Origin of the sequence: Rhodococcoides kyotonense (genome assembly GCF_900188125.1) — a bacterium.
In the GTDB taxonomy this organism is placed as follows: domain Bacteria; phylum Actinomycetota; class Actinomycetes; order Mycobacteriales; family Mycobacteriaceae; genus Rhodococcoides; species Rhodococcoides kyotonense.
The window spans coordinates 181,476-202,626 of the sequence record NZ_FZOW01000009.1; the positions used below are offsets into that span (position 1 = coordinate 181,476).

Consider the following 21,151-nt stretch of genomic DNA (forward strand, 5'->3'; position numbering starts at 1 on the left):
CATCAGTTTATGGTCAGTCCAATAGCAGTCACGAGGGGAATGAGCCGAATGATCACAGTCGGATTGTCCGTACACGAGTCGCTCCTCGTACCCGACCCGGTCGAGCGACGACGCTTGCTCGACCGAGTCTCGGACGCGGGCCTCGACTACGTCACCGTAGGCGACCACATCAGCTTCCACGGCGGGACCGGGTTCGACGGGATCGTGTCGGCAACGTCGATTCTGGCGTCGACCGACAATCTCGGAGTGGTCATCGGCGTCTACCTCCTGGGACTGCGACACCCGATGCTGGCCGCACGACAGCTCGCAACGCTCTCGCAGATCGCGCCTGGCCGGTTGACGCTCGGAGTGGGAGTCGGCGGCGAGGACCGTTCCGAGATCAGCAACTCGGGAGTCGATCCGGCCACACGCGGCAAGAGGCTCGACGAGTCGCTCGACGTGATGCAACGACTCCTCACCGGGCAGGAAGTGACCCACGCGGGCCGGTTCTTCGAACTCGACCGAGCGAGAATCCTCCCGCCGCCCGCGGTTCCGATCCCGATCGTCGTGGGCGGCAAGGGCGACAGCGCCGTCGCACGGACCGCGCGCTACGGCGACGGTTGGCTCGGCATCTTCTGCTCGGCTCGCCGGTTCGGCGAGACACGCGTCAAAATCGTCCAGGCGGCGTCCCAACTCGGCCGAAACCCCGAAGAGTTCGGAGTGAACGTCTGGTGCGGCATCGACGACGATCCGGACGTCGCGGAGAAACTCATCGGCGATCGCATGTCGACGATGTACCGCCTGCCTCGTGAGAAATTCCAGCACGTAGCTCCAGCAGGAACACCGAAGCAGGTCGCCGACTGGCTGAGCCGATTCGTCGACGCGGGCGCACGCAGCATCACCATCATTCCTGTGGGCCGAGACGGCGACGCCGAAATCGACCACGCCGCCGCGGTCCGCCGCATTCTCGTAGCCGAACATGGATGGGCCGGGAAGCGATCCGACGCCGTCGCAGGTACTTCGGCGTGACGCACCCGAGATGACGAACGAACCGGGCACCGAAGACGAGCGAGCCGTCGGACATCTGCGTGCACTGCTCGCACGGGCCGACGCCCGTGTGCAGGAACTCGAGCAGGACCTCGCCCGATCCGAGCGACTCCGCCGAGACGCCGATGCTCGCACAGCCGTCGATCGCAGGCTGGTCGACTGCGCGCGAGACGGCGGAGGCTTGGCCGCACTCGTCCGCACGTGCTCGCACCTCACCGGCAAACCGGTGACACTCTTCGACCACGACGGACGACGCACCATGTCCGCGCACGTCACCTCAACCACGGTCCCGACGCCGCCGCTTGCGGATATTCTCGATTCGCTGGAATCTCGGCCGCACCAGAACGACCGGGTGCACGTCGCGAACGCGGCGCTCGGCGGCTCGCTGAGTCGACGCAAAATGATCGCATCGGTCCATGCGGGCGGCGAACGATTCGGCTGGCTCGTGCTGGACGAGCATCCAGCCGCGTTCGGCGCCGTCGACGAGTTCGTCGTCGCGCGGTCGGCGCAGTTGCTGGCGCACGAGTACGGAGTGCAGAAGCGGATCGCCAGGGTCGCGTGGAATGCACGTTCGTCCCTGACCCGACAACTGATCCGTGGCACCAACGAGTCGGCCGACCTCGCGTCGAGTGCCGAGTATCTCGGCGTCGACATCGACGCAGATCGTGTCGTCGTCTACGTCCAGGACGCCGACAGGGTTCGCACCTCGGCCGTTCTCGACCAAGCTCTGGCCGCTCGCCTCGAACGGGCTCTCGAGGTGGAGGTGCTCGCGACCCGCGGATCCGACGGCGTCATGTTGCTCGTGGAAGCGCCGCGACACTCCGGCGCCCTCACATCGGTCGCGCGCGTGAAATCGGCTGCGGCCCAGGCATCGTCGACGATTCCATCGTTCGCGTCCGCGATCATCGGCGTGTCGTCGGTGTGCACTCCCGCGACCCTAGCGCGCGGCTATCGCGAAGCACGGGAGGTCGTACTGTGCATCGACCGATTCGCGCAACTTACCGATCATCGTGTGATGGCCGTCGACGACCTCGGGCCCGCCCGACTGTTCCTCGCCAACAGCAGTACGACCGCCGTCACGCACTACGTCGACGACGTCCTCGGACCGTTGCTGACGGGCACACCAGGGACAGCGGATCTGCTCGTGACGCTTCAGCACTACTTCGACGCCAGCCGGAGTGTACGAACCTCGGCGGCTCGACTTGGACTGCACGAGAACACCGTTCGACTACGCCTTGCACGAGTGCACGGGGTGACGGGGCTCGATGTCGCATCGGATGCCAACGATCAGCTGAGCGTACAGACCGCATTGCTCCTGCTGAGGTTGCAGGGCCACCCCGCTCTGCCGACCTTCGGCAACGACGGAGTAGACGGTGAACCAGGAAGGAAGTTCGCATGACCGATCCCTCTCGCCCACTTCGCGCACTCGTCACGGGTGCCGCTCGGGAAGGAAGTATCGGGCGCGCCATCGTTGCTCGACTCCAACGGGACGGGATGACAGTGGTGACCCTCGACAGGGAGGAAGGATGCACGTACACCGTCGACATCGCGTCGGGCGAACTGCCCGACCTCGACGACATCGACGTCTACGTCGCGAATGCCGGCCTCACCACCACATTCGGTTCGGCGCACGGATTGACCCTGGACAAGTGGCAGCGCGATTTGGACGTCAATCTGACCGGCACCTTCCGCGTTCTACAGCAGTGCCTTCCGGGAATGCGCGCACGGAATTTCGGAAGAATCGTGATCATTTCCAGCACCGCGGCAACACAGGGTATGCCCGCTCAGATCTCCTACAGTGCAAGCAAAGCCGGCCTACTCGGCCTGACGAAGACCGTCGCCGCAGAAAACGTGACGCGCGGAATAACCGCCAACGCGGTGTGCCCGGGAATGACCGCGAGTTCCGGAATCCTGTCGATGCCGCAGGATATTCAGGATGCCTGGCTCGCTTCCCTTCCTGGCGGCTTCGTCGACCCGGACGATATCGCCGACGCCGTCGCCTTCTTCGCGTCTCCGAGTGCGCGCAGCTGCACCGGACAGGTACTGACGGTCGACGCGGGTGACGAGCTGAACACCCGATCGGTCACCTCCTCCGTCGTGCGGCGTTGAGGTGAGGGCGTTCGAGCGTACCGTCGAAGCCCTGTCCCTCATCGACCGTCGTGAAGCACTCGGCAATGTCGTGGTCCAGACGGTCAGTTGACGAGAATTCCGCCGTCGACCGGCAGCGAGACCCCGGTGATGTAGTTCGCTGCGTCGCTGACGAGGAAAACGACGGCGGCTGCGATGTCGGTTGGATCGCCGATGCGGCCAATCGGGATCCGCGCATCGACGATCTTGCGCTTGTAGTTCTCGCTGTAGTGCTCGGTCGCCTCGGACGGGAACACTCCCGGAAGCACGGCGTTGACACGAATTCCCCGTGGACCCAGCTGCGCTGCCAGGTCGCGTGTCATCCCAAGGATCGCCGCTTTGCTCGCACTGTATGCGGCTGCGGGCATGCGCGCCGTGGTCAGTGCCATGACGCTCGAGATGTTCACGATTGCACTGCCGGGCAGCATCACTCGCGTGCATGCCTGCACCATCCAGTACGAACCATGAAGATTGGTCTCGACGACGCGTCGGAAGTGGTCCGGTGTGTCCTCGTCGACCCGGTGGTACTCGCCGCCCGTACCCGCGTTGTTCACCAGAGCATCGATCCGACCGAACCTCGACATACCCGCGTCGACCAGGGCGGTGCAGTCGTCGGGCGAGACCACGTCGGTGACGGCGGTGACCACGTCGGCACCGACGGCCCTGACCGCATCGGCCGTCATGTTCAGCTTGTCCTCGCGTCGGGCACCGAGCACGAGGGACGCACCGGATTCGGCCAGCGCAATCGCGTACGCCGCCCCGAGCCCGGAGGAAGCTCCGGTGACGACCGCGACGGTGCCCTCGAGCGAGAACCTGGACGAAACCGGCTGCCGCTGAATGCTCTTCGATGACATGCATCATGGCTACCATGCGGCGACTTTTCCGCACACGAGTATCCGTGGGATGCACTGTGGAAGTCTCCATCTGGGTCATTGCTTCGGCCTTGCGATACACCTGTGGGGACGGCGACAGTTGCGGTGTGACCGAACTGGACGTAGACGCCGTCGTCGCACGCGCGAACGAAGCAGCCCGCGCGCGCTGGGGCGCCGACACCTCGATCGGCGAGCTGACGCCGCTTCCCGGCGGGGTGTCCTCGCTGACGTATCGCGCTGATCTGTCGCGTCCCGGCTGTTCCGCGCAGCCGATCGTCGTCAAGGTCGCTCCCCCTGGATTGGCGCCGGTGCGCAACCGAGACGTGTTGCGTCAAGCCAGGATCATCGCGTTGCTCGATGCGCGGCCCGAGATCTCGATGCCGTCGGTTCTGTTCGAGGATGCCGGCGATCCCCCGTTGTTCGCGATGAGTCTGATGCGCGGCGAGTCCTACGAACCTCTTCTCGACATCTCCGAGAAGCCGCCGTCGCCCGACGTCGTCGCGCCGCGGGCGCTGGCCGCTGCGCGCCAGCTCGCCGCGATGCACTCGTTCGGCCCTGAGGAACTCGGTGTCGGCGACGAGCAGTCGTTAGCACTCCCGGACGAGCTCGACCGCTGGGCGGCACTGTTCGCCACCGTCGACGACAGTGTGTGCTCCGGGCACACCGACGTGCTAGAACTCCTTCGACGCTCGATCCCCGAACCGGTGGCTGACAAGTTGGTGCACGGCGACTACCGGCTCGCGAACATGCTGTTCGACGGCACCGAACTCACCGCTGTCATCGATTGGGAGATCTGGTCGGTCGGCGACCCGCGTACCGACATCGCGTGGCTCCTCATGCACACCGATCCCGCGCACGTGTTTCACGAGTCTCGCAGTGCCGCAGACGAAGCAGCGGGCGCTGCCATGCCGAGCAGAGTCGAGATCGCCGATGCGTACGCACGGGCCGCAGGCGCCGACAACCTGTTGGAGTCGATCGATTGGTTCCTTGCGTACTGCCTGTACAAGACCGCGTCGACCATCTCGGTTCTGGTCAAACGAAATCGCCGACGCGAGAGTCCCGACCCCACGTTGGAGGTGGCCGCTCGGCACCTACCCGACGTGATCGAGCGCGCGCGCTCCCTGGCGCCGAAAGGCTAGATCTCGACGACGATCTTTCCTGTCGCCGAGCGAGATTCGAGGGCATCCAGCGCGTCAGCAGTATCGCCGAACGCGAAAATACGCCCGACGACAGGTGCTATTGCGCCGTCGTGCGCAAGCTTCTCGACGGCGTCACGCACCATCGTCAGGGTTCCTGGATACTCGGTTTCCATGTTGTCCATCGTGATCCCGGTGACGGTGAGATTGCGGTGCAACAGTCTGTTGACCTTGACCGTCGGGATGAATCCGCCGGTGAACCCAACCACGACCAGCCTGCCTCCCTGCCGGAGCGCACGCAGCGAATCGGTGAATCGATCGCCTCCGACGGGATCGATCACCACATGCACACCTCGACCGTCTGTCAATGCCCGCGTCTCGTCCAACCAGTCACTGTCGGAGCGAACCACCTCGTGCGCTCCAGCAGAGCGCGCCATGTCTGCTTTTTCCTCGCTCGACACCACCGCGATCACCCGAGCACCGAACGACGACGCCAGGTCCAGCGCAGCAGTCCCGACGCCACCTGCCGCGCCGTGAACGAGGACTATTTCACCCGGTCTGACCTGCGCTCGATAGTATGCGTACCAGGATGTCGCGTAGTTCATATACAGGCTGGCGCCCTGCGTGAACGACATCGTGTCCGGTAGCAACACCGTGTATTCCGGTAGCGCCAAAGCTCTTTCGGCCACTGCGCCGTTCCAGACGATGCCGCCGACCCGATCACCCGGTGCGAAACGCGACTCCGTCGGTGATTCCAGAACGACACCCGCGAATTCGCTGCCACACACGAACGGGACGGGAACACCGTTCTGGTACCCACCACGTGTCTGCAAAGCGTCGATGAAGGAAAGTCCTGCAGCGCGAACATCGATGAGTAGACGAGCTCCGTCGGCTCGTGGATGTGCCCCTACCGGTTCGGGAATGTCTTGCACTCGTACCGACTGTGGTCCGTCCAACCGGTCGACGACTATCGCGCGCACGTGCTCTCCTTGTGTGTGGCTGTCAGTGGAAGTAGGCGACGATCGAGTCCGCGACGCAGGCAGGCTTGTCCTGCCCGGCGAGCTCGAAAGTCTCGGTGATGGTGAACCGTTGTCCGCCGTCGATCGGCGCGGCCGAGGTAAGGGTGGCTCGCATTCTGAGCTGTGAATCCACCCGAACGGGTGTGAGGAACCGAACCCGCTCGAACCCATAGTTGAGGCCGAGCGAGTGGCCGTTCATCGTGAAGATCTCGTATAGGAACTTCGGTCCGAGCGACAGCGTGTAGAGGCCGTGCGCGATCGTGCCCCCGAATCCGGCCGCGCGGCCGCGCTCGGGGTCGAGATGAATACGCTCGAAGTCGTCTGTCGACGCTCCGAACGCCGTGATCCTGTCCTGCGTGACCGCGTACCAGGCGCTCGTTCCCAGGTGCTGTCCCACCCGCGAGGCCAGATCGGCAATCCCGTCGACTTTCAGCATGTCGACAGGCAACCATGCTCGCGGGTGAGCTGACCACGTGCCCAGACGGCGATACTGGAGAACCCCACACCGGTGTGCCGACAGGTCGAGCGATGGACGGTCCTGCTGGCCGTACATTTGCCGAAACACCAACGGCCGAAAGGGCACGAAAATCGTGGACTGGACAATTCCCAAGGACATTCAGGACTTCCTTGTGTCGCTCGACGCGTTCATCGCATCCGAGATCACCCCGCTCGAGAACGAACATCCCGAGTATTTCGACCATCGACGCGAATTCGCCCGAACCGACTGGGAGCGTGACGGGTTTCCCAAACAGGCGTGGCGCGAGCTTCTGCACGAGGCACGCAAGCGTGCCGACGCCGCAGGGTTCTTCCGCTATCCGCTTCCTGCGGCACTCGGAGGGCAGGACGCCAGTAACCTGGCCATGGCAGTCGTCCGCGAGCACCTACTGAAGAAGGGATCCGGTCTGCACTTCCCGCACGCCGACGAGGCGTCGGTGGTGGCGAATCTTCCTCTCGCACTGGTATTTCACGCCTTCGGTACTCCCGAGCAACGCAAGAAGTACCTCGAGCCATTGGTGAGCGGCGACATCGAGATCGCGTTCGGCCTGACAGAACCGGGCCACGGCAGCGACGCCACCTATCTCGAGACCACGGCCCACCGCGACGGTACGGATTGGATCATCAACGGAGCGAAACGTTTCAATTCGCTCGTCGACTGCTCGGCGATCGACATCGTGTTCGCCCGCACATCCGGCACCGACGGCAAAGCGGAAGGTATCACCGCGTTCATCGTGCCGACGGACGCGCCTGGATTCTCGGTTCCGTTCAACCACTGGACATTCAACATGCCGAGCGATCACTCCGAAGTGCATCTCGACAACGTCCGAATCCCGGCGGAGAACGTCCTCGGTGAGGTGGGCAGGGGTCTGGACTGTGCACAACTGTTCGTGCACGAGAACAGGATACGTCAGGCAGCCTCGTCCCTCGGTGCTGCTCAGTACTGCATCGACCGCAGTATCGAGTACGCGCAGGAACGCGTCGTGTTCGGGAAGCCGCTGTACGAGCATCAGGGAATCCAGTGGCAGTTGGTCGAACTCCAGACCGATGCCGAGCTGATTCGCAACACGATTCACAAGACGGCGTCCATGATGGACGAGCTAGGAAAGTCGGAGGTCAGCGACAAGGTCGCGATGGTCAATATGCGCAGTAACCAACTCGCGTGCCGGGCCGCGGACCGCGCCATCCAGATCCACGGTGGAGTTGGATACACCAGGCACAAGCAGTTCGAGCACATCTACCGTCACCACAGGAGATATCGAATCACGGAAGGAACGGACGAACTGCAGCTGCGTCGGATCGCGAGCCGGATGTTCGACTTCGGTTCGCGGCGCTGATCTCACCGGCCTGCAGCGTCCACACCACCGAGTGCGATGGCGACAACGGAGTCCGTGAGCGTGCTGGACTTCGTTGCACTCGTCGGCCAGTAGGAGATCGAGAAGATCATGCCGAGGCACGTCTGCGTCACAACGGACACCTGGGTGCTCGTCGCGTCCGGGAGGTAGCGACCGACAGCCGCTTCCCACCCTTCGACGTATTTCTTACGCCGCCGATCGACTCGGCGTTTGAACGGCTGCACGAGCGACCGGTCCTCACGCTGGCTCACATTGACCAGATGCCTGTTGCCGATCGCGAACTCGACGTGATGCCGTATCAGCCTCTCCAGGTCGTCGCCCGCGCCGTCGTGTATCGGTTCGACGGCAGCGAGAAGAATGTCCATCGCCTCATCGAAGAGCGCGGCCAGAATCTCGTCCTTGCCCGCGAAATGGCGGTACACAGCCGGGCCGCTCACGCCTGCGCGAGTACCCAGTTCGTCGACGCTCGTGCCGTGAAACCCTTTCTCGTAGAAGAGCTCGGCGGCAGCATCGAGAATTCTCCGATTGCGGTCCACGGGTCGAAACTAGCACGGTAGTGAACGAGCGTTATACTTTTGATCTACCCGACGACCATCCACGAGGTGATACGCAGTGAGCTCGGAACTGGACAAGTCCGCAGACTCCCACGCGCAGCGAATCGCACTGCAGGGTCTCACGGTCCTGTCCGCCGCCGAACCGCTCGCGCAGTGCACCGAGGACGTGCACGGCGCCCCGGGGTACGACCTGAGCTCGGACACCGTGAAGTCACACGTCGGCCGAATTCTTCGAAAACTGCGGGTGGACAACCGAGCCGAAGCAGTGTCGAAGGATCTTCGACCGACACTCGGTCACGATCAAGGACGAAAGGTGCACCGAAACCATGCCAATCGATTCCACGGCGACGATCCCCACGTACTCACAGGTTACTGCGCTCGCCCGTGAGTTCGGTCCGTTCGTCGTCCCACCGGAGTTCGAGGACGAGAACGGCCACATGAATGTTCGGCACTACTTCGATCTCGCAGTCGAAGTGGTGGCCCGTGTTTTCGATCGCATCGGGATCGACGACGAGTATCGAGCGTCGAGGGGGCACGGAATCTTCACTGCCGAACACCACCTGAAGTACTTCGCCGAGGTTCATGCGGGCGAGACCGTATCCGGCTATTTCACCTTCGTCGAGAGGTCGGACAAGGTGTTCCACGCCATGGCGTTCCTTGTTGACGACGATACGAAACAGCTGGTCTACAGCCTCGAAGTTGCGGCACCGCACGTCGATATGACCACGCGGCGCGTCGTGCCGTTCGCCGACGACCTCGCTGCGACGGTCGACGCCGAAATCGCGTCGACCGCGCATCGCACGTTCGATTTGCCGGTGTCGGGCGCCATCGGTGTCCGACGTAGGTAAGCGAGCTCAGGAACGCGATTTCTTGGTGTAGGGCACGAAATCGAGACCGTAGCGCTCGCGCATGATGATGATCTTCTGGATCTGAGCCGTACCGTCGGCGATCTCGACGGACATCACGTCGCGGAGTCGTTGTTCGAACGGAAGTTCCTGCGAGTAGCCGTAATTGCCGTGCAGCAGGAGGCATTCCTTCACAGCGGCGCTGGCGACCAAGGGTCCGTACCACTTCGCCATCGCAGCCTCGGCCGTGTGAGGTAGGCCGCGGTTTCGCTTGTCCAGTGCGGAATAGCAGACGAGCCGAGCTGCCTCGAGTTTCGTGAGATGCTCGGCGAGCGGAAACGACACACCTTCGAATTTCGACAGCTGCGATCCGAATGCAGTGCGCGAGGCGACGTATCGTGCCGTCTCGTCGATCGATGCCTGCGCCGCACCGATCCCGGTGAGAGCCAGCAACGGACGAGTGAAGTCAAAGCCGTTCAGCAATCGCGAGAACGCCTTTCCTTCGACGCCCAAAAGGTTCTCCGCAGGTATCTCGACACCGTCGAGGTGCAGCACTCCACGTCCCATGATGGCCCAGCCGGTGTCGGCGACAGTCGACTTCACGGTTCCCGAGGCGTCGAGCGGAACGAGGAAGGTGGAGACCCCTACATCGACCCCGCCGCGAATCGTCCGGGCAGCGAGAAGGATCGACGACGCATTGGCCAGAATCGTCACGGAGGTCTTCTCGCCCGTGATGACGTAACCACCGTCGACTGCACGCGCAGTGGTTCGGATGTTGGCCGCGTCCGATCCGGTCTCGGGTTCGGTCAGGCCGAAAGCAACGTAGGCGTCGCCCGATACCAGCTGCGGAATCCATTCTCGCTTGACCGTGTCGGTCGCGTGCTGCTGCAACAGCGAGCTCATCAGCAGTACAGGAATCGCCACGTTGGCCATGTTGAAGTCGGCGTACGCGAGCTCTTCGACGGCCTGCACCGCCGCGACGAAGTCTTCCTGATCGAGGGGGTTGTACTCGTCGCCGGCGAGGAGACCGTAGATCCCGAGTTCGGCGACGGCTCGGTGTAGGTCCCAGGGAAATGTCGACGATTTGGCTCGCTCGAGATACCCGGGTGCGAGCTTCTTCCGCGCGAAGTCGCGCACGGCGTCAGCGATGAGGCTCTGATCGGTGGTCTCGACAGTGGTCATGATTTCTCCAGCTCAGAACGCGGAGATTCCGCCGTTGACACTGATCGATTGGCCGGTCAGGCGAGCCGACGCCGGTCCACCGAGATACACGATGAGCGATGCCAAATCCTCGGGTTCTGCCACGCCCAGGTGCGCTTGAGCTGCAGCTTTATCGAACAACGACTTGCTGAATCCGTCACTGAGTACGTTGGCCGCAGTCGGAGTGCCCGCGATCAACGACGGCGTCACCACGTTGACGCGTACGCCGTTTCGCTTGCCCTCGATTGCGGCGACCCGTGAGAACATGACAATCGCGGCCATCGCCGCACCGAGTGCACTCTCACCCGGCGTCGGGACCTTGGCTGCATCCGATGCGATGTTGACGATGCTGCCGCCGCCCTGCTGCTGCATCATCGGAAGCACGGTTCGGGTCAAGAACATGGGCGGGAGCGCCTGACCGGTGAGGATCCCGGAGATGTCGTCGATAGCAGTTCGATGAAGCAGCTCCGGCCGATACGAGGTCGTCGTCGAGTTGACCAGCACATCGATGGATCCCATTGCCCGCTGCGCCTCGTCGACCGCCCGCTCCACTCGACGTGCGTCACAGGCATCGGCGGCGATGAACTCGACCTTCGCATCGCCGCACCGGTCGAGAACCTTCTGACGAGCAGCGAGGCCCCGGTCTTCGTTTCGCCCGAGTAGCACAAGTCGTCGAACGCCTGCATCGACGAACGCCAAGGCCGAGGCCAGTCCGACGCCGGACGTACCCCCAGCGATGAGGACCGAGGAGTCCTCGTAGGTGCGGACCAGCGGAGATACGGACATTTGTTACCTTTCCGAAGTTATTCGCTCGCCAAACTATTTACATTTGACGGAAGTGGATCTTCTGACATGTATCAGAACATCAGATGCCGAATCGGGCAACCAGCACTACTGTGCAGATCTACACTGACGTTCGTGTGACAGCTATAGACGAAAACCGATACTCGATGTATTACTTCATGGGTGTGACTCAGGCAACACCCCATGTCAATTCTCCAAGCCGAAGGCAGGACCGCAGCATGCATCCAGAATTGTCACTTTGGCCGTCGACCCCCAGCACCGGAGTTCGCGACATCACCCTCGGTGGGCTGCTGCGCGAAGCTGCAAGCACGGTGCCGGACCGGGTAGCCCTCGTCGACGGTGTCCCCGAGGTCGACCAGCGCACCGAATGGACGTACCGAGAACTGTTGATCGAGGTCGAGTCCGTGGCGCGAGCGCTGCTCACCGTGTGCGAACCGGGCGACCGCATCGGGATCTGGGCCCCCAACAGCGGCGAATGGGTCATACTGCAGCAGGCGGTGGCAATGGCGGGCATGGTCGTCGTCGCTGCGAATCCCGCTTATCGTGCCCACGAACTCGAATATGTTCTGCGTCAGTCCGGTGCCGTCGCGCTGTTCTATCGCGACTCGTACCGCGGCACCGACCTCCGTCCGATCATCGACGAGATCCGCCCCAACCTTCCCGCGTTGCGCACGCTCGTCAGCACGGGCCAGTGGAAGTCCTTCGTCGACGCAGCAGACCACAGCAGGAAACTCCCCGATGTCGCATCGACGGATCCAGTGCAGATCCAATACACCTCGGGCACAACCGGTTTCCCCAAGGGTGCCCTGCTTCACCACAAAGGAATCATCAACGAAGCGACGTTCGTCTTCGAGCGTGCCGACATGCAGGACGGTGGAGTCTGCATCAATGCCATGCCGATGTATCACATCGGTGGTGGTGCTGTGACCGAGCTGGGGACGTTCTCCAAGCGCGGAACCTACGTCGTGCTACCAGGATTCGACGCAGGTCTGACGCTCGAGATGTTCGAAACCTACAAGGGCACACACTCGTTGATGGTGCCCACCATGCTCATCGCACTGCTCGACCACCCCGATCTGAAGAGTCGGGACATGTCCAGCCTGCGCACCGTGATGTCCGGCGCTGCAACGGTGCCCGAGAGTCTGATCCACCGTGTGATCGACCGATTCGACTGCCAGTTCACGATTCTGTTCGGTCAGACCGAGATGCACGGCGTGATCAGTCAGACGCGCGTCACCGACGACCCGTCGGATCAAGCGACGACTGTCGGCCAGCCATTGCCCGAACTCGAGGTGAAGATCGCCGACCCGCTGACCGGTGAGGTCGTGCCGATCGATGAGCAGGGCGAAATCTGTTGTCGCGGTTATCAGAACATGCTCGCGTACTACGAGATGCCCGACGCCACCGCGGATACCATCGACGCCGACGGCTGGCTGCGCATGGGCGATCTCGGCACCATGGACTCCCGTGGATTCATCAAGGTCACCGGCCGGCTGAAGGACGTCATCATCCGCGGCGGTGCGAATCTGTACCCGCGGGAGATCGAAGAACTGCTGTTCCGGCATCCCGCGATCGCCGACGTCGTGGTCGTCGGCGTCCCCGACGAGAAATGGGGCGAGCAGGTCGGTGCGGTGATCCGGATGCACGCAGGTCATGATCGCCTCGAACCCGAAGTGCTCAAAGCGTGGTGCCGCGAACGTATCTCGGCGCACAAGACACCGTCGCAGTGGTACTTCACCGATGCGTTCCCGATGACTCCGAGCGGCAAGATCCAGAAGTTCAAACTGCGCGATCAGATCGTCGCCGGTGAACTGACTTCCGCAGCCGAACGCGCAGACGTCAGTTGACACTGCACGACACCTACACGCTTCACACGTCATACATCGACCGCTACGGAGTCTCTGTGAACCCCATCGTCAATCGCTACACCCGTCTCGTCGGAATCGACCACCCCATCGTGCAGGAGGGTCTCGGCCCCTTCCGTACACCGAAACTCGCCGCAGCCGTATCCAACGCGGGAGGCCTAGGTACGGTGTCGATGCCAGGAATGCCCGCCGACATCGAGGCGGGCGCGCGCACCTTTCGTGAGCACATCGAAGAATGCGCTTCCCTGACCGACCGACATTTCGCCGTCAACATCCCGGTCGGTGTGGATGGTAACGGCGTCGTACTCCCGTTCACCGACGTCTACATCCGTATGGTCCTCGACGCGCGGAGCGCAGATTCCGCTCTGGCGACACAGCTGACGGTCCTCACGACGTCGGCAGGCTTTCCCGGTGACTACATCGACATGATCAGGGACGCCGGGATGATCCACCAGCACAAAGTCGGGTCGACGCGTCAGGCCGTGAAAGCTGCCGACGCCGGCGTCGACGTCGTCATCGCAGCAGGGTTCGAGATGGGCGGACACGCACCGAGCAAGGCAGTGCACTCGTACGTGCTGATTCCGAGCGTGACCGAAGCGGTCGACGTGCCGGTGCTCCTGACGGGCGGTGCGCGTGACGGCAGAAGCCTCGCGTCGGCTCTCGCCATGGGTGCCGACGGCGTCGCGATGGGCACGCGATTCATTGCGAGTACCGCGAATTCTGATTGGCATCCCGGCTACATCCAGGCCATTCTCGACGCCAATGAGGGTGACGACGTCGCATTCGACGGCGTGTACGGCCCGTGCCGCGGGCTTCGGAACACGGCGTCGATGAAGCTGACCGACCACCGGTCCACAGCGGGCGAGGTTCTCGACGCCGTCGAGCTGACTCGCTGGAAGATCGAATCGATGCAACGCGCTCAGACGCACGGTGACGTCGAGGACGGGCTCGTTCTGACCGGGCAAGTGGCCTCGGCGATCCACGACGTGATCGACATCGCGGAATTCGTGCCTTCGATGGCGTCGGAGGCGGCCGATATCCTCCGTGGTCTCACGGCGTCGCTTCCGGAACCCTCTCCGGTGCTGCTCTGATGCAGTGCTGAGTGCAGTGTCCGTGCTGGCTCGCAGATAGCATGTCGCCCGTGACGGATTCCTTATCGAAAGAGGTGTCGAGGCCGACTGCGGGTAGTAGCGCTCGGTCTGCGCTCATCTCCATCCTCGGCGAGTTCGTCAACCCGTATCGTCGGCCGGTACGTACTTCCGCGCTGCTGTATGCGCTCGCACGCCTCGGTTACGGAGAACCCGCGAGTCGCCAGGCCATTGCACGCGCGGGCGCATCAGGGCTGATCACGGCAGAGAAGGACGGCCGCGAGACCAAGTGGAGCTTGACCGAGCTGGGTCATCGACTGTTCGTCGAGGGCACGAACCGGGTGTTTCCCGACGCATCGCGGTCCGGTCGTTGGGACGGCCGATGGCTCGTCGTCATCGCTCCTGTGCCGGAGTCCCATCGGGCTGTGCGTAAGAAGCTCTACGCCGCGTTCCGTTGGGCAGGCTTCGGCAATCCGAGTCCAGGCGTCTGGGTCACCCCTCATGTCGACAGGCTGCCGGAGGCGACCGACGTCATCGACTCGCTCGGGCTGTCGCCGAATACCGTCTCGTTCGTCGGTTCGCCCGCGGCTGCAGGCATATCGGAGAACGAACTGGTCCAGCGCTCGTGGGATCTGGAGAAGATCGCCGACACGTACGACGAGCTGCTGAACCGCTTCGAGGACAAGCGAGGTCTGTCGGGTGAGGCTGCGCTGGTCGCGCACCTCGAGTTGGTCGACGCACTCCGGCAGACGCCGTATATGGACCCGCACCTTCCTGACGCACTGCTTCCGGAGTGGTCGGGCTTGGGCGCGGTGAAGCGTCTGCAGGATCTTCGCACCGAATGGGCGCCGGCAGCTCACGCGCATTGGCTGTCCGTAGCGCGTCTGGACTAGGCAACATCCTCTGCAGAGTCCTGGCATAGCTGTATTCAGATTTCGTTCTACATTTATGGACAGATCAGCTCAGTAAATGTATCGTTCTAGACAGCGCCGGTGAGGTGCGTTCCACGCCAGGAAGTCGAAGGACAACAGTGAGCGAACTCCACGCACCCTCGTTGGCGACGCTACGAGAAGTCGCCGACGATCCCGTCTCGTATGCACAGCAATGGAAGCAGACTCACGAACGCCCGGTGGTCGGCTCGTTCCCCATGAACTTCCCGTCCGAGATCGTGCATGCCGCTGGGGCATTGCCGGTCATCGTGCAGGAGAGCAAGACGCCGATCACCGAGGGGCGCAGCATGCTCGCCGAGTTCTATTGCGGCTACACCCGGAGCGTCGCCGATCAGGCAGCCATCGGCGAACTCGATGTGTTCGACGCCTTCGTCGCGGCCGACCACTGCGTCCAGCTGCTCGGCGCGGTCGACGCCATCAGATACACGCGCCCCGAAAAGCCGGTTCACTTCGCCCAATTCACGAGCGCGATGGACGATACGTGGTCGAAACCTCGGGTGGACAACCGAATCGAAGACCTCAGGGGCGACATCGAAGGCGTCACGGGCATCGTCGTCACGCCGGAACGGCTGTCCCACAGCATCCGGGCCTTCAACGTGAACAGACGACTGTTGCGCACGTTCTACGACCTGCGCCGATCGGGACGTGCGCGAATCACTGCGAGTGAGATGCAGTTGCTCGTCAAATCGTCGATGGTGATGGACATCGAGGAACACACGGCAGTACTACAGACATTGTCGAACCACTTGCCGATACGCGACCACGCGCCTGACGATCTCGTTCGACTACATCTTTCAGGGCACTTCTGTCACGCTCCCAAGCCTGAGATCCTCGACGTCATAGAGGAATCCGGTGGACTCGTCGTCGACGACGATCTGTACACGGGCTTTCGTTACATCTCGACCGACGTTCCCGAGATCGGGGATCCATTCGAAGCGTTGTCGACGTGGTACATGCAACGAAACATCAACGCTCCGTGTCCCACTCGTGTGACCAGCAAGGTCGACTGGGACACCTACCTGCTCGACTCCCTGTCGGTCAGTAGGTCCGTCGGTGTAGTCGTGCTGATGGCGAAGTTCTGCGAACCTCACATGCTGTACTACCCGGAGCTGCGAAAAGCGCTCGAACAGAACGGCATTCCGTCGCTGCTCATCGAGACGGAGCACGAAGGCATTCCGGTGGAGACGCTCCGCACCAAGATGGAGACCTTCGTCGAACGCATCCGCCGTCAGGGCGCACCTGTTCCGGCTTGACCCGACACCATTGTTCGAAGGAGTTCGAATGTCGATCGCTATACCCCAGAAGGACAAGACGAATCGTCTGTCCAGCACCCGACTCGGTGGGAAGATGACCGCCGACTACTGGAACAATATCTTCACCGCGAAAGAACGTGGAAAGCACGTCGTCTGGTACAACGGCTCGGCGCTCAATCCGATTTTCCAAGCTGCAGGTCTGGAGTGGTGTCACGGTGAGGCATTCGCCGCCCGGCTCGCTGCGCAGCACCTCGAAGAGCCAGCTCAGGCTGCAGGTGCCGAGTACGGCTACATCGGCGAACTCTGTTCGTACGCAAGGACTCACCTCGGGTGCGCGGTGCTGACGCAGAAGAATGTCAACGAACGCGAAAGCGGTGTCGTCGGCATGCTCGATCAGCAGGAATTGGCTGCAAAGCTGCCTGCGCCCGACTTCTTCGTCAACGGCTACTCCGGATGCAGCACCGGTCAGCAGTGGGACGCGATGACGTACCGCGTGTTCGATCGTAAGCTTCCGATCTTCAACGTCTCGATCCCGATGCTGTGGGGCAACAAGCCCGATGCTGGGTACATGCGCGGCGAGGAATGGGCAGAGGTCGGCGACTACGTCGAGGGCCAGCTCCGCGAACTGATCGTGTTTCTCGAACACCAGACCGGCCGGCCGTTCGACTGGGACAAGTTGAGCGAGAGCATGTCCTACATCAAACGAGCATCAGAGCTCCGGCTCGAAGCGATGGAACTGTGCACGCTTGCACCGACTCCCGCGACGTACTGGGACTGGGTTGCCAGCATCGCACCGATCAATTTCCTTCCCGGAAACCAAGCTCTCGTCGACTACTTCGCCGGCATGAAGGCCGAAATCCAACAACGGATCGTCGACGGTGTCTCCGCGGTCGAGAACGAACGCTACCGAGTGTATTTCGACGGCATCATGAACTGGAACAAGCTCGGCTTCCTGACGCGTAAGTTCGCCGAGTACGACGTCGCTGTCATCGCGGGCCGCTATACGCACGAATCCTTCTGGCAGGAACCGCAACTTGTCGACATCGACAACCCCTTGCGCGGGATGGGGCAGCACTATCTATTGTGCCCACTGAACCATGGTCTGAAGAACCTGCAAGAGTTGCTGATTCGTCGACTCGATCAGTACTCGATCGACGGTATCGCATTCCACTCCACCCGTACCTGCCGCGCCATGACGAATCCGCAGTCCATGCTCGCGAAGGCCGCCGAGCGGGAGCGGGGCGTCAAGTCGTTCTTCTTCGAGGGTGATGTCGCAGATGCGTCGTTCTACAACGACGAACTCTTCGATAGTCGTCTCGAAGCCATGTTGGAAGCCATCGACGTGCAGAGAATGAAGACGTTGATCTGATGAACTGGTACGTGATGGGCGTCGATCTCGGATCGACGACGGCCAAGGCAACCGTCGTCGATTATTCCGGGGCGCTGGTCGGATCTAGCGTCGTTCAGATGGGAGCGGTCAGTCGTGACGCCGTCCGGCGAGCGATGGACGCTGCACTGACTGCGGCCGGCGTCGAGCAGACGGATATTCGACGCACCATCAGTACCGGCTACGGTCGCAAGCTCGTGCCGGGCGCCGACCGCTCGTTCACCGAGATCACTTGCCACGCACGGGGTGCGGCGGCGCTGCACCCGGGAGTTCGCCTGGTCATCGACATCGGTGGACAGGACAGCAAGGTCATCGCCGTCGACTCCGACGGTCTCGTCGACCGGTTCGCGATGAACGACCGATGCGCCAGCGGGACAGGCCGTTTCTTCGACGTCCTAGCCCGCGCTCTGGAAGTCGACGTCAGCGAGGTGGGTGATCTGGCTCTCGCCGGAGCCGACGGCTTGGAGGTCAGCAGCATGTGCGCCACGTTCGCCGAAACCGAGGTCATCTCGCTGCTCGCCCAAGGACAGGAGAAGGCCGATGTCGCTGCGTCGGTCCACAAGGCTGTCGCTGTACGCACTCTCGGCCTCGTCGCGCAGGTCGGCAAGGCGACCCCGACAGTCATGACCGGTGGGGTCGCACGGAATCCCGCCGCCCGTCACTACGTCGAGAAGGCCTTGCGGCATCCCATCGAGCTGCTCGATCAACCGCAGATAGCCGGCGCATACGGAGCCGGGCTGCTCGCCCGTGACGAGTACGCAGGTTCGATCGCCGCGACGGAGACACGAGACGTAGCCGCCAAGAATCAGCTGGTCGACCGGGCCGCGGGCATCGTCCCCCAGTGCACGGGATGTGACGGGATGGCAGGTGACCACTCGCACACGACGATCCCGCTGACGGTGCGCTCGTGAGCGGGATCGTGAACTCGACGGTGTTCGTGGTCGATGATCATCTGGGCGTAGGACTCGAGATCGCTCACGAGCTCGTTCGCGTCGGAGTGCAGCGGATCGGGTTCGTCAGCCGGGATGCCGGGGCAGGCGACGCTGCCGCGACCGAGATCTTTCGATCTGCGTCGGGGGTCTGGGCACTGTCGGCATCAGGCGATCCGGATTCTCCGGCCGAAGCCCGCCGGATGGTGGCCGAATTGTCGGCGTCCCTGGGTGAACCGGACGTACTCGTCGAGGTATCCGACGCACCCACTGCTGTGCGCGCCGAATTACTGCAGGCGATGCGCTCGATCGGGCAGGGCATCGTGGTCGACGTGGGTTCGAACGACGAACACGGTTCCTCCTCAGGTGGCGTCGCCATGTATTCGGTCAATGGCGCCGCCGACGCCGCGAAGGTCGTCGTCGCCCGACTCCGATCCTGACTTGCCGGCGTTACCCGCCCCACTCAGTCGTTGACGAAGCTTGTACTTGAGGATCTTCCCGCCGACCGTCTCGGGCATGGCGTCGACGACCACGATCTGCTTCGGTGCCTCGTAGCTGGCAAGACGCTCACGTGCGTATGCGATCAGTGACGCCGCGTCTGGGATCACTCCCGCCTTCACCGTGACGACTCCGGTCACCCGTTCGCCCCACTTGTCGTCCGGAAGTCCGATGACTGCCGCCCGGACGACGTCGGGGTGAGCGGCCAGTACACCCTCGACGCGCAGGCTCGACACGTTCTCTCCACCGGACTTCACGATGTCCTTGAACCTGTCGACCATGATCTGTAGGCCGTCGTCGTCGTACATGCAGCTGTCCCCGCTATGAAACCACCCATCGCGGAACGCTTCTCGGGTGGACTCCTCGTCGCGGTAGTACCCTGCGGTGATCACCGGACTTCGATACACGGCCTCGCCGGGAACACTCGCCTTCCCGCGCAGACTCACTCCATCGATGTCGACGATGTCGGCGCCCAACATCGGGTTGGGAACTCCCACGTAGTTGACCCCGTCGAACGTCTGCGCGAACTTGCTCGGATGCATCTCCGGCCAGAATCTGAAACACGACATCGACTCGGTCTGGCCGAACACCTCGAGCAGCGCCACCTGCGTGCCACAAGCTCGGCGCAGATCGTTCTCCATGGTCGGATTCATCGCTCCCCACGAGAACATCGCCACCGTCAGCGTGCTCAGGTCGAGATTCGTCGGGTCGTCCAGAGCCGCGTCTGCCAGCGCTTGTACCCAGGCCGGCGAGCCCGCCCACACGGCAGTGACCCCGTGCTCCGTGATCGCATCGGCGAGCCCCCGCGGGTCGGGGCGCCGTCCCAGCACCATCGTCCCGCCCGACAGCAACGCTGGAAGCAGCGTCGAATTGTGTCCGCAGTGAAAGACGATCGGGAGAAACGTGCACATGACGAAATTCGTCTCGAACTTCAGCCCGCGAGTCAACGACATCGCGTACGAGAATCCCGCCATGTACGAATACGTATGAGAGGTCATCGACGCTTTGGGCATCGCGGTGGTGCCCGAGGTGAACAGCAGACTCCAGATGTCGTCGGCGTGTACCTCGATCTCGGGCGGCTCGACCGAATACCGAGAGATCCACGCGTCGAATGTATCCACTCCACCGAGTCCCTGACCGCCGACCGGAATCACTACGCCGATTCCTACGCCCGCCTCGTCGAGATCGCCGTTCACTCGTTCGATGTACTCGCCGTCGACCACGGCGAACGCCACGTCCACGTGGCCGATGACCCACCGAAGTACATCGGGGGCAAGCAATGGATTGACCGGTACGGCAACCATTCCCGCTTTGGCAACCCCGAACATCAGAACGATGGCCTCGATGGAATTGTCGCAATACAGCAGCACTCGATCGCCGGGATTCAGTCCGCGATCCAGTAGCGCGTGCGCCACCTGATTGGCGGCTTCGTCGGCCTCGCGATAGGTCATCCTCCGAAATCGTGCAGAAGCACATGCCCCCTCTCGTGCAACGAGAGCGAGTTTGTCCGGCGCGCTACTGCGCACCCGTTCGAGAATGTCTCCTACGGCCAGCCGATTCCACCGCCGATCGGCTCGGCGTCCGCGCAGCGTGGTCACGTCGAAACTGTCCTGCTGGGTCATCGATCCTCCGAATATGCTGTGCCGTATGGAAATACGAGGCGGCGGGATGCCGGTCGGTTCGCTGCGCACCATAGACGGTGAACGTCCGAGATGTCAGGCGGCATCTGTCGACGCACTGTCGAAAGC

General features: G+C 62.7%; 21 protein-coding genes. 14 read left to right on the forward strand and 7 right to left on the reverse strand.

Features of this window, described 5'->3' with window-relative positions:
* The first annotated feature begins 48 nt into the window (after positions 1 to 48).
* From CHB96_RS16590 to CHB96_RS16600, 3 genes are read left to right on the forward strand one after another with little or no spacing between them, the layout of a single operon-like run.
* Positions 49 to 1,008 carry an LLM class flavin-dependent oxidoreductase gene (locus tag CHB96_RS16590; protein ID WP_089248133.1) on the forward strand — a complete coding sequence of 320 codons (960 nt, stop codon included), beginning with the start codon at positions 49 to 51 and terminating at the stop codon, positions 1,006 to 1,008.
* 10 nt (positions 1,009 to 1,018) lie between these two features.
* Positions 1,019 to 2,425 carry a PucR family transcriptional regulator gene (locus CHB96_RS16595; RefSeq protein ID WP_176444332.1) on the forward strand — a complete coding sequence of 469 codons (1,407 nt, stop codon included), beginning with the start codon at positions 1,019 to 1,021 and terminating at the stop codon, positions 2,423 to 2,425.
* Positions 2,422 to 3,135 (forward strand): SDR family oxidoreductase, encoded by a 714-nt coding sequence (locus CHB96_RS16600; protein ID WP_089248136.1) that lies wholly within the window; start codon positions 2,422 to 2,424, stop codon positions 3,133 to 3,135. The genes CHB96_RS16595 and CHB96_RS16600 overlap by 4 nt, the downstream gene beginning before the upstream one ends.
* An 83-nt stretch (positions 3,136 to 3,218) precedes the next feature.
* Here CHB96_RS16600 and CHB96_RS16605 read toward each other — a convergent pair whose 3' ends face one another.
* On the reverse strand, positions 3,219 to 4,007 hold the full coding sequence (locus CHB96_RS16605) for an SDR family NAD(P)-dependent oxidoreductase (protein ID WP_089248138.1): 789 nt from the start codon (positions 4,005 to 4,007) through the stop codon (positions 3,219 to 3,221).
* A gap of 125 nt (positions 4,008 to 4,132) precedes the next feature.
* Between CHB96_RS16605 and CHB96_RS16610 the strand changes: the two genes are divergently transcribed.
* Positions 4,133 to 5,164, forward strand: coding sequence for a phosphotransferase family protein (locus tag CHB96_RS16610; RefSeq protein WP_089248140.1), 1,032 nt, complete (start codon positions 4,133 to 4,135; stop codon positions 5,162 to 5,164).
* Here the strand turns inward: CHB96_RS16610 and CHB96_RS16615 are convergent.
* Both CHB96_RS16615 and CHB96_RS16620 read right to left on the reverse strand, forming a co-directional pair.
* Positions 5,161 to 6,141 carry an NADPH:quinone oxidoreductase family protein gene (locus CHB96_RS16615; RefSeq protein ID WP_089248142.1) on the reverse strand — a complete coding sequence of 327 codons (981 nt, stop codon included), beginning with the start codon at positions 6,139 to 6,141 and terminating at the stop codon, positions 5,161 to 5,163. The two genes, CHB96_RS16610 and CHB96_RS16615, sit on opposite strands and share 4 nt — an antisense overlap.
* Before the next feature lie 22 nt (positions 6,142 to 6,163).
* A complete protein-coding gene (locus tag CHB96_RS16620) occupies positions 6,164 to 6,616 on the reverse strand; it encodes a MaoC family dehydratase (RefSeq protein WP_089248345.1) in 453 nt (150 codons plus the stop codon).
* 154 nt (positions 6,617 to 6,770) lie between these two features.
* Between CHB96_RS16620 and CHB96_RS16625 the strand changes: the two genes are divergently transcribed.
* On the forward strand, positions 6,771 to 8,012 hold the full coding sequence (locus tag CHB96_RS16625; protein WP_089248144.1) for an acyl-CoA dehydrogenase family protein: 1,242 nt from the start codon (positions 6,771 to 6,773) through the stop codon (positions 8,010 to 8,012).
* A 2-nt stretch (positions 8,013 to 8,014) separates the two neighbouring features.
* On the opposite strand, the gene CHB96_RS16630 is transcribed toward CHB96_RS16625, so the two are convergent.
* On the reverse strand, positions 8,015 to 8,566 hold the full coding sequence (locus CHB96_RS16630; protein WP_089248146.1) for a TetR/AcrR family transcriptional regulator: 552 nt from the start codon (positions 8,564 to 8,566) through the stop codon (positions 8,015 to 8,017).
* A gap of 76 nt (positions 8,567 to 8,642) precedes the next feature.
* Between CHB96_RS16630 and CHB96_RS16635 the strand changes: the two genes are divergently transcribed.
* Positions 8,643 to 8,972, forward strand: a complete 330-nt coding sequence (locus tag CHB96_RS16635; RefSeq protein WP_089248148.1) for a LuxR C-terminal-related transcriptional regulator — start codon at positions 8,643 to 8,645, stop codon at positions 8,970 to 8,972.
* Positions 8,911 to 9,432 carry a thioesterase family protein gene (locus tag CHB96_RS16640; RefSeq protein ID WP_342746273.1) on the forward strand — a complete coding sequence of 174 codons (522 nt, stop codon included), beginning with the start codon at positions 8,911 to 8,913 and terminating at the stop codon, positions 9,430 to 9,432. Before CHB96_RS16635 ends, CHB96_RS16640 begins: the two co-directional genes overlap by 62 nt.
* Before the next feature lie 6 nt (positions 9,433 to 9,438).
* Here the strand turns inward: CHB96_RS16640 and CHB96_RS16645 are convergent, their stop codons facing one another.
* A complete protein-coding gene (locus CHB96_RS16645) occupies positions 9,439 to 10,611 on the reverse strand; it encodes an acyl-CoA dehydrogenase family protein (RefSeq protein ID WP_089248150.1) in 1,173 nt (390 codons plus the stop codon).
* A 12-nt stretch (positions 10,612 to 10,623) separates the two neighbouring features.
* Positions 10,624 to 11,415, reverse strand: coding sequence for an SDR family NAD(P)-dependent oxidoreductase (locus CHB96_RS16650; protein ID WP_089248152.1), 792 nt, complete (start codon positions 11,413 to 11,415; stop codon positions 10,624 to 10,626).
* Between the two features lie 236 nt (positions 11,416 to 11,651).
* On the opposite strand from CHB96_RS16650, the gene CHB96_RS16655 reads away from it, so the two are divergent.
* The 7 genes from CHB96_RS16655 to CHB96_RS16685 all read left to right on the forward strand — a co-directional run bounded on the left by CHB96_RS16655 (position 11,652) and on the right by CHB96_RS16685 (position 19,345).
* Positions 11,652 to 13,280, forward strand: a complete 1,629-nt coding sequence (locus CHB96_RS16655) for an AMP-binding protein (RefSeq protein WP_089248154.1) — start codon at positions 11,652 to 11,654, stop codon at positions 13,278 to 13,280.
* 56 nt (positions 13,281 to 13,336) lie between these two features.
* On the forward strand, positions 13,337 to 14,389 hold the full coding sequence (locus tag CHB96_RS16660; RefSeq protein ID WP_089248349.1) for an NAD(P)H-dependent flavin oxidoreductase: 1,053 nt from the start codon (positions 13,337 to 13,339) through the stop codon (positions 14,387 to 14,389).
* A gap of 41 nt (positions 14,390 to 14,430) precedes the next feature.
* Entirely contained in the window at positions 14,431 to 15,279 is an 849-nt protein-coding gene (locus tag CHB96_RS16665; protein WP_089248155.1) for a PaaX family transcriptional regulator, read from the forward strand.
* A 137-nt stretch (positions 15,280 to 15,416) separates the two neighbouring features.
* Positions 15,417 to 16,589 (forward strand): 2-hydroxyacyl-CoA dehydratase subunit D, encoded by a 1,173-nt coding sequence (locus CHB96_RS16670; protein WP_089248157.1) that lies wholly within the window; start codon positions 15,417 to 15,419, stop codon positions 16,587 to 16,589.
* Between the two features lie 28 nt (positions 16,590 to 16,617).
* Positions 16,618 to 17,958: a 2-hydroxyacyl-CoA dehydratase subunit D gene (locus CHB96_RS16675; protein ID WP_089248159.1), complete on the forward strand. Its 1,341-nt coding sequence runs from the start codon at positions 16,618 to 16,620 to the stop codon at positions 17,956 to 17,958.
* Complete coding sequence (locus tag CHB96_RS16680) at positions 17,958 to 18,887, forward strand: acyl-CoA dehydratase activase (protein ID WP_089248161.1); 930 nt, start codon at positions 17,958 to 17,960, stop codon at positions 18,885 to 18,887. The genes CHB96_RS16675 and CHB96_RS16680 overlap by 1 nt, the downstream gene beginning before the upstream one ends.
* A complete protein-coding gene (locus CHB96_RS16685; protein WP_089248163.1) occupies positions 18,884 to 19,345 on the forward strand; it encodes an SDR family oxidoreductase in 462 nt (153 codons plus the stop codon). Before CHB96_RS16680 ends, CHB96_RS16685 begins: the two co-directional genes overlap by 4 nt.
* Here the strand turns inward: CHB96_RS16685 and CHB96_RS16690 are convergent.
* A complete protein-coding gene (locus CHB96_RS16690; protein ID WP_089248351.1) occupies positions 19,268 to 21,025 on the reverse strand; it encodes a class I adenylate-forming enzyme family protein in 1,758 nt (585 codons plus the stop codon). The genes CHB96_RS16685 and CHB96_RS16690 overlap by 78 nt on opposite strands.
* Between the last annotated feature and the right edge of the window lie 126 nt (positions 21,026 to 21,151).

Coding starts and splice junctions, on each gene's coding strand:
- CHB96_RS16590 (WP_089248133.1), top strand. CDS start 49: ATGATCACAGTCGGATTGTCCGTACACGAGTCGCTCCTCGTACCCGAC.
- CHB96_RS16595 (WP_176444332.1), top strand. CDS start 1,019: ATGACGAACGAACCGGGCACCGAAGACGAGCGAGCCGTCGGACATCTG.
- CHB96_RS16600 (WP_089248136.1), top strand. CDS start 2,422: ATGACCGATCCCTCTCGCCCACTTCGCGCACTCGTCACGGGTGCCGCT.
- CHB96_RS16605 (WP_089248138.1), bottom strand. CDS start 4,007: ATGTCATCGAAGAGCATTCAGCGGCAGCCGGTTTCGTCCAGGTTCTCG.
- CHB96_RS16620 (WP_089248345.1), bottom strand. CDS start 6,616: ATGCTGAAAGTCGACGGGATTGCCGATCTGGCCTCGCGGGTGGGACAG.
- CHB96_RS16640 (WP_342746273.1), top strand. CDS start 8,911: ATGCCAATCGATTCCACGGCGACGATCCCCACGTACTCACAGGTTACT.
- CHB96_RS16645 (WP_089248150.1), bottom strand. CDS start 10,611: ATGACCACTGTCGAGACCACCGATCAGAGCCTCATCGCTGACGCCGTG.
- CHB96_RS16650 (WP_089248152.1), bottom strand. CDS start 11,415: ATGTCCGTATCTCCGCTGGTCCGCACCTACGAGGACTCCTCGGTCCTC.
- CHB96_RS16655 (WP_089248154.1), top strand. CDS start 11,652: ATGCATCCAGAATTGTCACTTTGGCCGTCGACCCCCAGCACCGGAGTT.
- CHB96_RS16665 (WP_089248155.1), top strand. CDS start 14,431: ATGTCGCCCGTGACGGATTCCTTATCGAAAGAGGTGTCGAGGCCGACT.
- CHB96_RS16675 (WP_089248159.1), top strand. CDS start 16,618: ATGTCGATCGCTATACCCCAGAAGGACAAGACGAATCGTCTGTCCAGC.
- CHB96_RS16680 (WP_089248161.1), top strand. CDS start 17,958: ATGAACTGGTACGTGATGGGCGTCGATCTCGGATCGACGACGGCCAAG.
- CHB96_RS16690 (WP_089248351.1), bottom strand. CDS start 21,025: ATGACCCAGCAGGACAGTTTCGACGTGACCACGCTGCGCGGACGCCGA.